The sequence below is a fragment of the Lentzea sp. NPDC005914 genome, from assembly GCF_040629405.1.
Lineage (GTDB): Bacteria > Actinomycetota > Actinomycetes > Mycobacteriales > Pseudonocardiaceae > Lentzea.
Map to the genome: position 1 here is coordinate 79251 of NZ_JBEXVQ010000017.1, position 15005 is coordinate 94255.

The 15005-nt window shown below is 69.1% G+C and carries 14 protein-coding genes; all 14 read left to right on the top strand.

Annotated elements, in window-relative coordinates; all coding sequences use genetic code 11:
* The first annotated feature begins 15 nt into the window (after positions 1-15).
* The 14 genes from ABZ345_RS24200 (at position 16) to ABZ345_RS24265 (ending at position 15003) form a co-directional block, all read left to right on the top strand.
* Entirely contained in the window at positions 16-459 is a 444-nt protein-coding gene (locus ABZ345_RS24200; RefSeq protein WP_359852794.1) for a phage tail protein, read from the top strand.
* Between the two features lie 41 nt (positions 460-500).
* The gene (locus ABZ345_RS24205) at positions 501-869 is read left to right on the top strand and encodes a hypothetical protein (protein WP_359852797.1); all 369 of its coding nucleotides are present in this window, start codon (positions 501-503) and stop codon (positions 867-869) included.
* Positions 866-1102 carry a DUF6760 family protein gene (locus tag ABZ345_RS24210; RefSeq protein ID WP_359852800.1) on the top strand — a complete coding sequence of 79 codons (237 nt, stop codon included), beginning with the start codon at positions 866-868 and terminating at the stop codon, positions 1100-1102. Before ABZ345_RS24205 ends, ABZ345_RS24210 begins: the two co-directional genes overlap by 4 nt.
* Positions 1103-2902: 1800 nt before the next feature.
* Positions 2903-3586 carry a hypothetical protein gene (locus ABZ345_RS24215; protein WP_359852802.1) on the top strand — a complete coding sequence of 228 codons (684 nt, stop codon included), beginning with the start codon at positions 2903-2905 and terminating at the stop codon, positions 3584-3586.
* 9 nt (positions 3587-3595) lie between these two features.
* Positions 3596-4024 carry a phage tail protein gene (locus ABZ345_RS24220; RefSeq protein WP_359852804.1) on the top strand — a complete coding sequence of 143 codons (429 nt, stop codon included), beginning with the start codon at positions 3596-3598 and terminating at the stop codon, positions 4022-4024.
* Complete coding sequence (locus ABZ345_RS24225) at positions 4021-4755, top strand: peptidase M23 (protein WP_359852807.1); 735 nt, start codon at positions 4021-4023, stop codon at positions 4753-4755. The genes ABZ345_RS24220 and ABZ345_RS24225 overlap by 4 nt, the downstream gene beginning before the upstream one ends.
* Complete coding sequence (locus tag ABZ345_RS24230) at positions 4748-6517, top strand: VgrG-related protein (protein ID WP_359852810.1); 1770 nt, start codon at positions 4748-4750, stop codon at positions 6515-6517. The genes ABZ345_RS24225 and ABZ345_RS24230 overlap by 8 nt, the downstream gene beginning before the upstream one ends.
* Before the next feature lie 10 nt (positions 6518-6527).
* On the top strand, positions 6528-6812 hold the full coding sequence (locus ABZ345_RS24235) for a PAAR domain-containing protein (RefSeq protein ID WP_359852812.1): 285 nt from the start codon (positions 6528-6530) through the stop codon (positions 6810-6812).
* 3 nt (positions 6813-6815) lie between these two features.
* Positions 6816-7217 carry a GPW/gp25 family protein gene (locus ABZ345_RS24240; protein ID WP_359852815.1) on the top strand — a complete coding sequence of 134 codons (402 nt, stop codon included), beginning with the start codon at positions 6816-6818 and terminating at the stop codon, positions 7215-7217.
* Positions 7217-9142: a putative baseplate assembly protein gene (locus ABZ345_RS24245; RefSeq protein ID WP_359853150.1), complete on the top strand. Its 1926-nt coding sequence runs from the start codon at positions 7217-7219 to the stop codon at positions 9140-9142. Before ABZ345_RS24240 ends, ABZ345_RS24245 begins: the two co-directional genes overlap by 1 nt.
* Position 9143: 1 nt before the next feature.
* A complete protein-coding gene (locus ABZ345_RS24250; protein WP_359852818.1) occupies positions 9144-9680 on the top strand; it encodes a phage tail protein in 537 nt (178 codons plus the stop codon).
* Positions 9677-10621, top strand: coding sequence for a zinc ribbon domain-containing protein (locus ABZ345_RS24255; RefSeq protein WP_359852821.1), 945 nt, complete (start codon positions 9677-9679; stop codon positions 10619-10621). The genes ABZ345_RS24250 and ABZ345_RS24255 overlap by 4 nt, the downstream gene beginning before the upstream one ends.
* Before the next feature lie 2 nt (positions 10622-10623).
* A complete protein-coding gene (locus tag ABZ345_RS24260; RefSeq protein ID WP_359852823.1) occupies positions 10624-13608 on the top strand; it encodes a VWA domain-containing protein in 2985 nt (994 codons plus the stop codon).
* Positions 13609-13707: 99 nt separating this feature from the next.
* Positions 13708-15003 (top strand): hypothetical protein, encoded by a 1296-nt coding sequence (locus ABZ345_RS24265; RefSeq protein ID WP_359852826.1) that lies wholly within the window; start codon positions 13708-13710, stop codon positions 15001-15003.
* Positions 15004-15005 lie beyond the last annotated feature (2 nt).

Below are 15005 nucleotides of genomic sequence, written 5' to 3' on the forward strand. Positions count from 1 at the left end.
AGGCGGTTCATCGACATGGCACTCCCCGATCTCGACACGTCGGTAGGCCACTCGTTCGGCCTCGAAGTCGACGGCATCACGATCAAGCAGATCTCCGAGGTGACCGGCCTGAAGATGGAACAGGACGTCATCGAGCTCAAGCAGAACATGGCCGACGGCAAGTACGTCATCAAGAAGCTCCCCGGCCGCCAGAAGGCGGGCGAGGTCGTCTTCACGCGTGGCCTGACGGGCGACAACTCGTTCGAGAAGTGGGTGAAGGACGCCCGCTTCGGCAAGATGGGCAACGCCCGCAAGAACGGCGTGGTCGTCGTCTACGACTACGAGGGCCACGCCATCAAGCGCTACAAGATCGTGCGCTGCTGGCCGAAGTCGCTGGAGATCGGCTCGTTGAAGGCCGGCGACACCTCCGTGCTGACCGAGAAGCTCACGGTCACCTACGAGGAGATGGAAGTCGAGTGAAGCGCTCTTCTTCTACGACTGCTGTCGCTGCTGCTCCTGTCATGCAGACCGAGTTCGCGTTCTCGCTGCCGCGCGGGTACGTGGACGACTCGGGTGTCGTTCACCGCGACGGCGTGATGCGGCTGGCGACGGCTCGCGACGAGCTGATCCCGTTGCGGGACGACCGGGTTCGCGAGAACTCCGCGTTCCTGACGGTCGTGCTGCTGGGCCGGGTGGTGGTGCGCATCGGGTCGGTTGTCGATGTGCACGCCGGGATCATCGAGAACCTGTTCGCCTCGGATCTCGCGTTCCTGCAGGACATGTACCGCCGGATCAACAGCGAGGGGCACACGCGGTCCGCTGTCGCGTGCCCCTCGTGCGGACACGGGTTCGAGGTCGACATCTCGGGCGGGCGCCTGGGGGAATCGTGACGTACGCGCCGTCGCAGCTGTACTCGGAGGTCGCGTACGTCGCCTACCACTTCCACTGGTCGCTCGACTCCATTTTGGACCTGGAGCACGGGGAGCGGTTGCGGTACGTGGAGGAGATCGGCCGCATCAACACGCGGATTTCCGCCGGGTCGGGTGCGGGTTCGGGCTCGGGCTCGCGGTCGGGTTCTGGGTTCGGTTCGGGTTTGGGGTTCAGTTCCGGTTCGGGGAGGTGACTTGCTGTGTGGCCCTTTCGGCGGCGTGCTGCCGCGCCTTCATTGCCCGTTGTCCGGGCCGACTGGCGGACGTTGCCGCCTCTGCAGCGGGTCGTCGCGCCGCATCCGTTGATCAACCCCGTGTCGTCGTTCTCCGGTGGGTTGACCTCCTGGCAGAACCCGTCGTTTCTCGCACCTCTGGCGCACGCGGTGGGGCCTGCCGAGCCGTCCGGGTCGATCTCGGACGTGGCGGCTCCCGCGGCGCCTGAGCCTTCCGGATGGAAGTCGGTGTGGGGTCCGTCGGGTTCTCGTGCGGTCGCGTCGTCAGGTCCTGAACCCGTTGTGGTGTCGCGGAGTGTCGCGGAGGGGCCGGCGGCGTTGGAGAGTGTCGCGGAGCCTGAGGTGGCGCCGCGAAGTGCTGCGGGGCCCGAGACGGTGCCGCGAGGTGCTGTGGAGCCTGAGGTGGCACCGCGAGGTGTTGCGGAGCCTGTGATGGTGTCGCGGGTTTTTGCGGAGCCTGAGGTGGCGCCGCGAAGTGTTGCGAAGCCCGTGGTCGCGCAGCGGGCTGTTGCGGAGCCCGAGATGGCGTCGCCCCCGGATGTCGTGAAGCCCGAGGTGACGCCGCAGGTTTTTGCGGAGCGCGAGGTGACGTCACGAGGGGCTGTGGAACCCGAGGTGGTGTCGCGGGGTGGTGTGGAGCCCGTGGCGGTGTCGCGGAGTGTTGCCGAGCCTGAGGTGACATCGCGGGGTGTTGTGGAGCCGGTAGCGGTTTCGCGGAGTGTTGGCGAGCCTCTGACACCGCTGCGGAGCGTCGTGGAGCCCGTGGTGGCGTCGCGGAGTATCGCGAGGCCTGAGGCGGTGTCGCAGCGTGTCGTAGAGCCCGAGGTGACGCCGCGGAGTGGTGCGGGGCCGGAGATGCCGTTGCGGGGTGGTGCGGAGTCCGTTGTGGTGTCGCGGAGTGTCGCGGAAGCCGAGACTGCACCACCGGACGCTCCGGTACCGATGCCACTCGCCGAGAACCCGCTGCCCGAGGCCCTGGCGTCTGACGGCGAGGGGGCCGTGCCTCAAGCGCACACCGAGATGGTCGCGATCAGCGAGTCGGTGCCCACCCTTGGAGCGGACGCCGCCCTGCGCGGGCCGGCTCCAGCTGTGAGCGGGCCGGCTCCAGTTGTGAGTGGGTCGGCTCCTGCGGTGCAGCGGTCGGTGCCGGAGGATCCGCGCCCTGTCAGGCCGCGGAGGCTGGGACTCGGCGAGCCGATCTCGTCGGTGCTGCAGCGATCCACCGAGCCCGCCAGTTCTGCCACCGCGTCGCCGGCGGGGCCAGTGGTGCAGCGAGCAACTGATTCCAGTGGGGCGATGGTGCAGCGGGCAGCTGACTCCGGTGAGGCGCCATCGGCTGGAGTCAGCGAGTCGGTGGCGCAACGTGACATCGGCCCCGATCCAGGTGCGGAGTCGGCGATGCGGCCGCTCATCGGGGCGGCACCGTCGGCCTTGGAACCGGAGGTGTCCGGTGACGCTGGAACCGCCGCGGTGGCGCCACTCGCGGGGTCGGGTCCACCCCTTGTGCAGCGCACCGCCGGCCAGGATGTGCCAGCCCGTGTGGTGCAGCGGACCGTCGGCCAGGATGTGCCGGCGCCTGTCGTGCAGCGAACCGCCGAGCCATCCGCTGGATCGAGCGTGTCCGCGGTGCAGCGAGCTGTCGGCACCGACTCGCCTGTGAGCTCGGGGACGAGTGTTGTGGCGCCGCTTGTGGGGGCGGAGGCGTCCACCGACTCCGGAACCGGTGGTGCGGCACCCTTCGCTGGGCCTGAGGTTTCGGCCGTGCAGAGGGTTGTTGGTCCGGACGCGCCCGCGGTGCAGCGGGCCACGGGACCAGGCATGCCCGTCGTGAGGCCACCCGCCGAGTCCGGTCACGCGCGACCAGCCCCGGCCGACCACGTCAGCGCCTCGGCCCCACTTGCCGGCTATGCGGAGCAACTGCCCGTCATCGACTTCGGTGGGGCGGTCGCAGACGACTCGCAAGCGATTGCGCAGGCCGATGTCCTTCAGCGGTCCGTCGATCACAGCCAGGGAGTGGCGAGGCAGGTAGCGCTCGTCGGCTCCGCGCCGCCGATCGTCCACCGGGCCGTCGACAAATTCAGTCCGGCGTTCCAGTACGGCACGGGCGCAGGTCGCAGAAGTGAAGCCCCGGTGGTCCAGCGGGTACTCGCGGCGCCACCTGCTCAAGCGCAACCGGCCGCGGCCATGCCGGTCGCGGTGGCCCCGCCCGCGGAGCAGGTGGTGGAGCGCACCCCCGCACCCGAACCGGTGCAGCGGACCGTCGAAGTGCCGGTGGTGCAACGGGCCGAAGCGCCGCCTCCAGAAGCGCCGCAGCCCGTAGCGCAGCCGCAAGGGCAGCAGAACGCTGAGGAGTTGCTGCGCAAGTTGTACGACCCACTGCTGCGCCGGCTCAAGGCCGACCTGTGGCTCGACCGTGAGCGTCGTGGGGCGCTCACCGACCTGTGAGGACATGCCATGACCGCACCAGAGGAAGCCGTCGCCGTCTGCTTCAGCGTGTCGGTGGACAAGGACGACCTGGGGTCGTTCAACAGCTGTGAGGGGCTCGGGTGCGAGTTCGTCATCGAGCAGCGGGAAGAGGGCGGCAACAACGGGATGGTGTGGCAGTTGCCCACGCGCATCAAGTACCCCAACGTGAAGCTCAGCAGGCCGGTCACTCGGGACAGCCAGAAGATCACCAGCTGGATCGCGGGCATGGCGGCGGGGATCAAGCGCAGAACAGCCGTCATCGAGGCGAAAACCCTCGAAGGCAAGACGATCGCCAGGTGGTCGCTGGCCGAGGTCGTCCCGGTCAGGTGGACGGGGCCGCAGTTGAGCGCGGAGCAGGCCAAGGTCGCGACGGAGACGCTCGAGCTGGCACACCACGGATTCCTGGACGCGCGATGACCGTCACCTTCACGAGCGCCGGGGTAGGCGCCGCGGCCACGAAGATGGTGCACGCCGTCCTCATCGCGCACGAGCCGCCCAAGCCAGGTGGGCTCCAGAAGCCGGGCGCCGAGCTGTTCAAGATCGAGTTTCAGTTCAACCCCAAGGAACTGACGCTCGCCAAGAACGCCAAGTGGCAGCGGCAGACGCAACCGAACGCGGCCAAGGCGGGCGTGCCGGAGTTCAAGGGCGCCGAACCCGCGAAGCTGAGCCTCGAGGTCTTCCTCGACTCCACCAAGGACATGGGCGACGCGACCGTCAAGATGGTCGAGCACCTGTTCAACCTCACCGTGCCCACAAGGGACAGTCGTACGCACGGCAAAGGCAGTCCGCCGTGGGTCATCTTCAAGTGGGGCACGACGACGGGCTTCGCGAGCTACGTCTCCAGCGTCACGGCCAAGTACACGCTCTTCACGCCCGGCGGCATGCCGGTCCGGGCGGTCTGCACGGTCAACCTCGAAGAGGTCAGCGGCGAACCCGGCGGCCAGAACCCGACCAGTGGCGCACTGGCCGCACGAGACTCGCACACGCTCACGGCAGGAGACAGCCTCCAAAGCTTGGCCTACAAGGCGTACGGCAACCCCGAGCTGTGGCGGCACATCGCCGAGGCCAACGACATCGACGACCCGATGCGGCTCAAGCTCGGCTCGGCCGTCCTCGTTCCGGCGTTGGAGGAGATCCAGCATGGCTAACGAGAGCTTCGCCAACAACCTCGTCGTAGAGGTCGAAGGGCAGCCACTGCCACAAGACGTCAAGCTGCTGCTCACCTACGCCTACGTCGACGACAGCCGGAACCTGCCGGACATGTTCGTGCTCAAGTTCCGCGACCCCGGCCACGTCGTGCTCACCAAGGGCCACTTCACGATCGGCGCGAAGGCCACGCTGAAAGTCCAGACCGCGGACCCCGGCGGCCCGAAACCGTTGATGAGCGGCGAGATCACGGCCGTGGGGATCGAGCTCGACGGACAGGGCACGTTCACCGAGGTCAGAGGCTACGACGAGGCGCACCGGCTGTTCCGGGGCAAGCGCGTCGCGGTCTACCCCGGCATGACGGTCAGCGACGTCGTCAAGAAGGTCGCCGAACGCGCGAAGATCAAAACGGGCGCGATCGACAACGTGCCGGGCTTCGGCGGCCGGCCGGACACCCAGCTCAGCCAGGACAACGTCAGCGACTGGGAGTTCCTGAGCCGGCTCGCCAGAACGGTCGGCGCGCAGATCGCGGTCAGGGACGGCAAGCTCGACTTCAAGCTGCCCGAGTCACCGGCCAAAGCCCCGCAACCCAACGCCAAAGCCAAGTCCAACCCGCTCGTCCTCGAGATGCACAGCACCCTGGTCGCACTCAGGGCCGGCATCACGACCGCGGGCCAGGTGCCCGAGGTCCAGGTCAGGGGCTGGGACTTCGAGAACAAGCAGGAGGTCCTGGCCACGGCCAAGCCGACCACCGCGGGAGTCGAGGTACCGCAGGCGGATCCCGTCGCGCTCGCGGGCAAGTTCCAGGCGCCACCTCACCTCGAGGCCGGCCTGCCCTACCGGACGCACGCCGAGGCCAAGACGGCGGCGGAGGCGCTGGCGGCACAGCTCGGCGGCTCGTGCGCGGAACTCACCGGCGTGGCACGGGGAAACCCGGAGCTGAAGGCAGGAGTGGCGGTGGCGCTGGCCAACGTCGGCGAGCCGTTCCAGGGCAAGTACACGCTGACCAGCACCAGGCATCTGTTCGCCGAGCACACCGGCTACACCACCGAGTTCACGGTGTCGGGCAAGCAGGAACGCTCGCTCTACGGCCTGGTCCACAGCACCGCCACCAAGCCGCTCAACGGTCTTGTGCCCGCGGTCGTCACGAACGCCAAGGACCCGCTGGAGATCGGCCGCGTCCAGGTCAAGTTCCCCTGGCTGTCACCGGATCTCACCAGCGTCTGGGCCAGGACGGTGCAACAGGGAGCCGGGGCCGGCCGCGGCACGGTGATCCTGCCGGAGGTCGGCGACGAGGTGCTGGTCGGCTTCGAACACGGCGACTTCGACGCGCCGTACGTGCTCGGCGGCCTCTACAACGGCAAGGACAAACCGCCCAAGCTCGGCAAGCCACCGGTCGACGGCGGCAACGGCCAGATCGCGGCCAGGGGGTTCGTGAGCCGCAAAGGCCACAAGGTCGAGTTCGTCGAGGACGACGGCATCGTGATCTCCAGCGGTGACGGGAAGTTCGTCGTCAAGCTCGACCAGAAGTCGCAGAACATCGAGATCACCAGCGGCAAGACCATCAACGTCAAGGCGCAGAACGGCATCACCGTCGACGCCGGCACCGGGCCACTGGAGCTCAAGGGCCAGAAGGTCACCGTCACAGCGCAGACCGAACTGAAAGCCGAAGGCGCCCAGGTCAAGATCGCGGGCCAGGCGCAGACCGAGGTGACCTCCAGCGGTGTCCTCACCGTCAAGGGCTCCATCGTCAAGATCAACTGAGGAAGCGCACATGCCACCCGCAGCAAGAGTCGGAGACATGACCGGGCATCCCGGCGTCATCATGCCGCCCGGTGTCCCGACCGTGCTCATCGGCGGACTGCCGGCCGCGACGGTCGGGAACATGCACACCTGCTCGTTCCCGCCGCCCGCCGTGCACCCGCCGACGCCGATCATCCCGCCGGGCTGCCCGACGGTGCTGATCGGCGGCAGGCCCGCGGCCCGCGTGGGTGACATGAGCGGCTGCGGCGCGCCGATCCTGCCGCCCGGCTGCCCGACCGTCCTGATCGGAGGGTGAGCGGTGGACTTCATCGGCAGGGGACTGAGCTTTCCCGTCCGCACCGACGCGACGGGTTCGGTGGCGCTCGTCGACGGCGACCGCGAGATCGTGGAGAGCATCCGGCTGATCCTCGCGACCGCTCCCGGAGAACGCCCGATGCGGCCCGAGTTCGGCTGCGCGATCCACGACCTGGTGTTCGCGCCCGCCGACTCCTCGACGGCCGGGCAGATGGCCTACGAGGTGCGGCAGTCGCTGGAGCGGTGGGAGCCGCGCATCGACCTCACCGACGTCATCGTCGACTTCGCCGAGGCTGACAACGGCACCCTGCTGATCGACATCCGCTACGTCCTGCGCAACACCAACGACCCGCGCAACCTCGTGTTCCCGTTCTACGTCATTCCGCCGCACGAGGACGGTGCGTGATGCCGCTTCCCTTGCCGAACCTGGACGACCGCCGGTTCCAGCAGCTCGTCGACGAGGCCAAGCGCCGCGTCCAGCAGCACTGTCCGGAGTGGACCGACCACAACGTTTCCGACCCCGGCGTCACGTTGATCGAGGCCTTCGCGCACATGGTCGACGAGCTGATGTACCGGCTCAACCGCGTACCGAAGCTGCACTACCTCAAGTTCCTGGACCTCATCGGCGTCGAGCTGTTCGCGCCGACCGCCGCGCGCGTGGACGTCACCTACTGGCTCTCCGCACCGCAGCCCGCACCTGTCGAAGTGCCGCAGGGCAACCAGATCGCGACGCAACGAAAAGGCCTCGAGGATCCGGTCGTCTTCACGGTCGACCGCCCGCTCACGATCGTGCCCTGCGAGCTCTCGCACCTGGCCACGGCCGCCGCGAACGGCCAGCCCGTCGACCGCACCGACGACCTCAAGGCCGCCAAGGAACCGCAGGCGTTCAGCGAGCAGCCGGAAGCGGGCGACGCCGTGCTGTTCGGGCTCTCCGCCGCGGTGCCGGGCTGCGCGGTGCTGCTCAGGTTCGACTGCGAGCCGATGGGCTCCGGCATCAACCCGGCCGACCCGCCGTGGGTGTGGGAGGCCTGGACGAGCGACGGCTGGACCGCCTGCGAGGTCGACCACTTCACCAACGGAGGCTTCAACTCCTCCGGCGACGTCGTCGTGCACGTCCCACGCGAGCACACCACGTCGATCATGGTCCGGCAACGCGCGGGCTGGCTGCGGTGCCGTGCCGCCGAAGTCTGGCAGGGCCAGCCGTTCTACCAGCGCTCACCGAAGATCCGCGACGTCACCGCGGTCACGATCGGCGGCACCACCGAGGCCGTGCACGCCGACGTGGTGCGGGCCGAGACCCTCGGTGTCTCGGAAGGCGTTGCCGGACAACGGTTCCCGCTCGCCCGCACGCCGGTCGTCGCGGGCCCGCCGATCACCGTCGAGGTCGCGACCACCGACGGCTGGGACGAGTGGACCGAGGTGCCGACGTTCGTCGAGTCGGGGCCGGAGGACCGGCACTTCCTGCTGGACAACATCGAGGGCCAGATCATCTTCGGCCCGGCGGTGCGCCAGCAGGACGGAACTCTGCGCCACTACGGCGCGGTGCCCATGAAGTCGGCGGCGATCCGCGTGCCCGAGTACCGCACCGGTGGCGGGCTGCGGGGCAACGTCGCGCGCAACCTCGTGACCGTGCAACGCGATCCTGTGCCGTTCGTGAGCAACGTGACCAACCGCAAGCCCGGCAGGGGCGGTGTGGCGGGGGAGTCGGTCGAGGACGCGGCGCTGCGAGGCCCGCTGTCGTTGCGGACACGCGACCGCGCGGTGACGGCCGAGGACTACGAGATTCTCGCGAGGGAGGCCGCTCCGGAGGTCGCACGGGTGCGGTGCGCGCCGGGTGATGACGGGGTGCGGGTGCTCGTCGTGCCGGCTGTTCCAGAGCACGAGGAACCGAACTTCGCGGCCTTCCAAGTCGACCAGGAGACGCTCGAACGGATAGCGCACCACCTCGACGCGCGAAGGTGCGTCGGGGCGCGGGTGAGCGTGGAACCGCCGTTCTACCAGGGGGTCACGGTCGTCGCGGACCTCAAGGCTCGCACAGGAACGCCGGCCGAAGCGGTCCGGGCGCGGGCGATGGACGCGTTGGGCGACTACCTGGATCCCATTCGCGGAGGGGCGGACGGGGACGGGTGGCCGTTCGGGCGGCCGGTGCACTCGGGCGAGGTTTACGCCGTGCTGCAACGGATCCAGGGCGTGGAACTGGTCGAGGACGTGCGGCTGTTCGCGGCCAATCTGCTGACCGGTGAGAGAGGACAGGCGGTGCAGCGGGTCGACCTGCCGCCGAACGGACTGGCCTTCTCCTACGGGCACCAGGTGAGAGTGGTGAGGAGCTGAGATGCGCAGTGCCGTCGACGACCTCATCTCTCCGCATCCCCTCGGCGAGCGGATGCCGTCGGTCTACACCGACGACGACTTCACCCAGCGCTTCACCCAGGCCCTCGACGAGGTCGTCGCCCCGATCTTCACGGTGCTCGACTGCTTCGCCGCCTACCTCGACCCGCGGCTGGCCCCGGCGGACTTCGTCGACTGGCTCGCGCAGTGGGTGGCGCTCGACCTCGACGAGAGCTGGTCGGCCCCCCAACGCCGTGAGCTCGTCGCCAGAGCCGTCCGGCTGCACCGGTTCCGCGGCACCAGAAGGGGCCTGGCCGAGCACGTCTGGCTCCTCACCGGTGGCCGCGTCGACATCGCGGACAGCGGCGGAACCGCGGTCTCCCAGCGCCCAGGGGGACCGATCCCGGGGAGTTCCCCCGCGCACGTGCTGATCCGCATCCGGGTGACGAACCCGGACGCGGTCGACCGGGCGCGGATCACGGCGGCGGTGCGCCGGATGGTGCCCGCCCACGTCGCCACGACCATCGAGGTGACCACATGATCGTCTGCCAGACCTGCGGGGAGCACAACGCGCCCAACGCCGAGTTCTGCGGCAACTGCGGCGACTTCCTGAAGTGGACGGGCGCCCAGGTGCAGGCGGGGCCGGTCCGCCCGGACGCACCCCAGCACCCGCAGCCCCACCACCGTCCACAGCAGACGCTGATACGCGAGGCGCAGCCCGGCGACCTGATCTGCGGGCAGTGCGGGTCCGGCAACGTCCCGACCCGCAGGTTCTGCGCCGTCTGCGGCCACTCGCTGATCGACGCCGTCACCCAGAAGCAGCCGTGGTGGAAGCGCTGGTTGCCGTCCAAGGGCCCGAAGGTCAGGGAACGCGGCAGCCGCCCGCGCCGGGTCAGGCGGGCCGCCAAGGTCCGTCAGGGCGCCGGCAAGGCGTTCCGGTGGACGCTGGCGATCGCGGTCCTGCTGTTCGCCGGCCTCTACGGGCTTTCACAGCCGTTCCGCAGCGACGTCAACACTCGCGCGATCTCGGTCAAGAACAAGGTCGCGAGTGTCTTCTCCCAGCAGTTGGTGCCGGTGCGGCAGAGCTCGATCTCGGCCGGGCGGGAGCTGCCCGGCCACCCGGCCAAGCTCGCGATGGACAACGACTACGGCACCTTCTGGGCGGCCCCGACCGACTCGAAGACCGCGGCGCTGACCATCCACTTCGACCACGTCACCGACCTGCGGCGAATGATCGTCTACAGCGGCGACGGCAAGAAGTACCTGGGTTCCCAGCGGCCCCGGCGCCTGACGCTGGTGTTCGACACCGGGAAGACCGACGACATCACGCTCACCGACAAGCCCGACCAGCAGGAGCACGCCATCGAGGGCGGCGACGGCATCAGGGAGGTCCAGGTGCTCATCGCCGATGTCTACCCGTCCTCGGAGAGCACCGACACGGTGATCAGCGAGATCGAGCTGTTCGAGAAGCAGGTGAGTTGACCGTGCGCGCACTTCCGTTGCTGCTCGTGGCGTTGCTGCTGGTTCCCGTACCGGCATCGGCCCAACCGGCACCAGAACCCGAGCCTTTCAAGATCGGTTTCTCCAGCTTGGAGAACGACGACTACAACATCTTCACCGTCGACAGCTTCGGAAGCGCGCGTACGAACCTCACGAAGAGCCCCGGCTTCCAGCAGGAGCCGGCGTTCTCGCTCGACGGCACCAGGCTCGCGTACGTCGACAACGGCCGCGTCATGATCGCCAACGCCGACGGCACGAACCCCAAGCGGCTCACCAACGAGACCCGCGCGCAGACGCAGCCCGCGTGGTCCCCGGACGGTACGATGATCGCGGTCGTCACCCGGATCCCGGACGGCGACGGCTCCAGGTCGGTGATCGACATCTACCGCGTGTCCGACGGTGCGAGGACCGGTGGGATCCCGATCCCGAAGCACCTCGACGCGGACGACAGCCAGCCAGACTGGTCACCGGACGGCAAGACCATCGCGATCACCAGGCGCTCCAGCAACATCGTCGTGCCGCCGCCACCGGTCCCCGAGCCCGACACCGAGCTCCCGGCCCGCCAGGGCAGCACGTTCGACCTCTCCCAGGTCGTGCACACGCCGCGCTTCCCGCCGAAGCCGGACATCGTGCTGCTCATCGACATCAGCCGCTCGATGCGCGACGAGCTGGAAGGCGTCCAGGGACAGCTGGGAAAGATCATGGAGGAGGTCAAGAAGGTCCAGCCGGACACCCGGTTCGGCGTCGCCACCTACGCGGGCAGCGAGAACGGCGACAAGGTGTTCACCCGCCACCAGGTGCTGACCGACAAGGTCGCGGAGGCCGTCGCGGCCGTCGGGAAGATCGAGCTGGTCAAGGACGCCAACTCCACGGAGGTCTGGGCTCACGCGCTGATCAAGTCCGCCACCGGCGAGTTCGCGTTCCGCCCCGACGCCAGCAAGGTCTTCGTGGTCATCGGTGACGAGCCGACCGCGGAGGGGCTGATGACGGGTGAGGACACGGTGAACAACGCCATCGCGGTGCTCAAGCGCGCCAACATCCGCACCGTCGGCGTGGACAGCGGTGACGTCGAGCGCGGCCTGAACTCGGAGAACCAGATCACCGAGATCATCAAGGACCCCAAGGGCTCGCTGCAGCACTACGTCAAGGGCGGCGAAGAGGAGATCAGCAAGGCGATCCTCGACGGCATCAAGGACCTCGACGTCACCGTCACACCGGTGCCCAGGTGCGACACCGGGCTCGGCGTCGAGCTCACCCCGCCCGGCCCGGCCGGGGGGCCCAGCGGTCAGGACTTCACGTTCGCCGAGAAGTTCACCGTGGCACCGACCGCCACCCCGGGCAGCACCCTGCGCTGCACCATCGAGTTCCGGCTCAACAAGGAGACCGAGGTCCGCCCCGGCCACACCCAAACCGTCACCGTCCAGGTGGCCGACCTGGTCAAACCGGTGGTGCGCGTGGACGACATCACCGCGCAGGCGCCCCAGGGCGGCACCGACGCGAGCGTCACCTACCGGGCGACCGCCACGGACAGCCAGGGACGACCGCTCACCCCGGCGTGCGTCCCGCCCTCCGGCACGAAGTTCCCGATCGGTGTCACCCGCGTGACCTGCACGGCGACCGACGCCAGGGGCAACACCGGCACCGACACCGCGATCGTCACGGTCACGGCGCCCAATCCGCCGGGATCCGAGATCTGGCTCGTCGCACCGGACGGCAGCAGCCAGGTCGACCTGTCCCCTCGGTTCACCGACCCGTGCAAGAACAACTACAGCCAGGACCCGGCGTGGTCCCCGGACGGCAAAACCCTCGCCATCACCCAGGACGACCAGATCTGCGCCGTCAACGCGGACGGCACCGGCGCCCGCGTGATCGTGCGCACCACCGCGAACGTCCCGCACCCGGCAAGCCCGGTGTGGCTCCCGGACGGTACGAGGATCGTGTTCGAGACTTCGAACTTCGAGACGCCACCGGACCTCTACACCGTGCCGATCCAGAACGGCACGCCGAAGATCCTGACCGAGAACGCCGGTCAGCCCGCGGTGCAACGACTTCCGCGCCTCGCGGTGACCACGACGGCCGGCCCGGCCGAGATCCCGTTCAACGGCACCACGACGATCGAGGTCGCCGTTTCGAACACCGGCTTCGCGCCGGCACCCGCCACGCTCACCGTGACCATGCCACCGGGCCTGACCGGCGGTCCTGCGGGCGGCGACGTCGGCCCGATCGCGCCGGGAGAACGAAAAGTCATCAGCGGTGAGGCCAAAGGCATCACCGCGGGAGAGCACACCGTCACCGCGGCTGTGGGCGCGCTCACGTCCAAGGTCACCGTGAAGGTGCTGGAACGAACGGGATCGCTGTCGCTGACGGTGGCGGCGAGCCCGCAGCCGTCGTTCGTCGGCGGTGACGACGTGACCGTGATCTTCAATCTGCTCAACAGCTCCGGCTCGACGCTGACGGACGTGCGGGTGAACGCCTCGGCGTTCGGCTGTCAGCCGGAGTGCGCGGCCGGCACGCTCGGGCCCGACGGCCAGGCCGAGGTGAGGTTCACGATCCCGGCCACCGCGGCCGTCGACCGGGAGCTGACCGGCGTCGTGATCGCCACCGGCCCGGACGAGAACGCGCGGGACAACGTCGCCACGACCCGGATCGTCATCAAGCAGCCGACGCTGACCGTGGACCAGCAGGCCGGACCGCTCGGCGGTGTGGTCTCGGTGCAGGGCAAGGACTTCCCGCCCAACGCCAAGGTGAGGCTCGGCTGGACCCTCGGCATCTCCGAGACACCGGGAGAGCTCACCACCGCGGACGGCACGTTCTCCGCGCAGATGCTGGTCTTCCACAACGACACCGAAGGGATCCGGCAGGCCCAGGCCGTCACGGTCGAAGGCACGAGGTTCGGCGACGTGAAGTCGGGCGACTTCCTCGCACTGCCGAGCACCGTGCAGCCATCGGACTTCGTCGAGCGCGGCTGAGCTTCTCGAAGGTGATGCCCCAACGGGCAGATTTAAGCGCACCCGGCCACGCCTCCGCCGCCCCTGTGCGGCGCCAGGGAAAGAAGGAGACTGCTAGTCATGGGAGCAACAGCGACACTGTCCACTTCGGACCTGGCCGTCGCACCGGGCGGGGACGTCACCTGCCAGGTGATGGTGCGCAACGCGGGCGAGCTGGTGGACCAGTTCACGATCGACGTCGTCGGCGATGCCGCGCCGTGGAGCCACGCCGAACCGGCCGTGGTCAACCTCAACCCCGGTGAGTCCGTGCCCGTGCTCATCCGGTTCGCGCCACCACGCGACGCGGGTGTCCACGCGGGCTCCGTCCCGTTCGGCGTCCGGGTCGTCTCGCGCGAGGACCCGCACGGCTCGGTCGTCGAAGAGGGCGTCGTCGTGGTCGGCGCGTTCACCGACGTGGCCGCGGAGCTGGTGCCCGCCAAGGCGGAGGGCAGCAGGAGGGCCAGGTACGAGGTCGCCGTCGACAACGTGGGCAACGCGCCCGCGATGCTGCGGCTGCGGGCCGTCGACCCCGAGGACGAGCTGGACTTCCGGCTCGACCGCTCCGACCTCGCGCTGCCGCCCGGCACCACCGCGTTCGTGCGGCTGCAGGCCAAGCCCCGCAGGACGTTCCTGCGCGGCGAGCCCAAGCGCCACCCGTTCCAGGTCGAGATCACGCCGGAGCAGGGCGAGCCGCTCCTCGCTCAGGGCACGATGGTGCAACGCCCGGTGCTGCCGAAGTGGTTGCTGCCGGCCCTGATCGCACTGCTGGTGCTCGCGGGAGCCCTGGTGGCGCTGTGGCTCACGGTGCTGGCGCCGGCTGTGAAGTCCGCGGCACGCGAGGCGATGCAGCAGGAGAGCAAGGAGATCAAGGAGAAGGCCGACGAGGCGGCCAGCGCGGCCGGCGCGGCCAAGGAGGAGTCGAAGCAGGCGGCGGCCAACGCCGGGCAGGCCCTGGACGTGCTGGGCGTCAAACCGGGCGACACGAACGCGACACCGACGCTGCCCAAGCCCGCGGAGAAGGGCGAGCCGGTGACGTTCCGGCTCGACATCACCTCGCCGATCGTGACCAACGCCGGGACGTTCACCGAGGTGACGCTGACCCCGCTGGACGGCAAGAAGAACGTGCTGATCAAGGACATCTTCTTCGAGAACGCCAAGAGCGACGCGGGCACGGCCCAGCTGGTCCGGGACGCGGGCGGGACGCGCAGCACGATTCGCGTGATCGGGCTCGGGAACTTCCGGGACCGCGACGAGCACTTCCAGGAACCGCTGCGGTTCCAGCCGGGCGAGAAGATCGTGTTCCGGGTGAGCTGCCAGAACCCGCAGCCCAAGGGCGCGTGCACGCCTTCGGTGGTGCTGAACGGGCGAGCGGAATGAGG

Coding starts and splice junctions, on each gene's coding strand:
- ABZ345_RS24200 (WP_359852794.1), top strand. CDS start 16: ATGGCACTCCCCGATCTCGACACGTCGGTAGGCCACTCGTTCGGCCTC.
- ABZ345_RS24205 (WP_359852797.1), top strand. CDS start 501: ATGCAGACCGAGTTCGCGTTCTCGCTGCCGCGCGGGTACGTGGACGAC.
- ABZ345_RS24220 (WP_359852804.1), top strand. CDS start 3,596: ATGACCGCACCAGAGGAAGCCGTCGCCGTCTGCTTCAGCGTGTCGGTG.
- ABZ345_RS24225 (WP_359852807.1), top strand. CDS start 4,021: ATGACCGTCACCTTCACGAGCGCCGGGGTAGGCGCCGCGGCCACGAAG.
- ABZ345_RS24230 (WP_359852810.1), top strand. CDS start 4,748: ATGGCTAACGAGAGCTTCGCCAACAACCTCGTCGTAGAGGTCGAAGGG.
- ABZ345_RS24235 (WP_359852812.1), top strand. CDS start 6,528: ATGCCACCCGCAGCAAGAGTCGGAGACATGACCGGGCATCCCGGCGTC.
- ABZ345_RS24245 (WP_359853150.1), top strand. CDS start 7,217: ATGCCGCTTCCCTTGCCGAACCTGGACGACCGCCGGTTCCAGCAGCTC.
- ABZ345_RS24250 (WP_359852818.1), top strand. CDS start 9,144: ATGCGCAGTGCCGTCGACGACCTCATCTCTCCGCATCCCCTCGGCGAG.
- ABZ345_RS24255 (WP_359852821.1), top strand. CDS start 9,677: ATGATCGTCTGCCAGACCTGCGGGGAGCACAACGCGCCCAACGCCGAG.
- ABZ345_RS24265 (WP_359852826.1), top strand. CDS start 13,708: ATGGGAGCAACAGCGACACTGTCCACTTCGGACCTGGCCGTCGCACCG.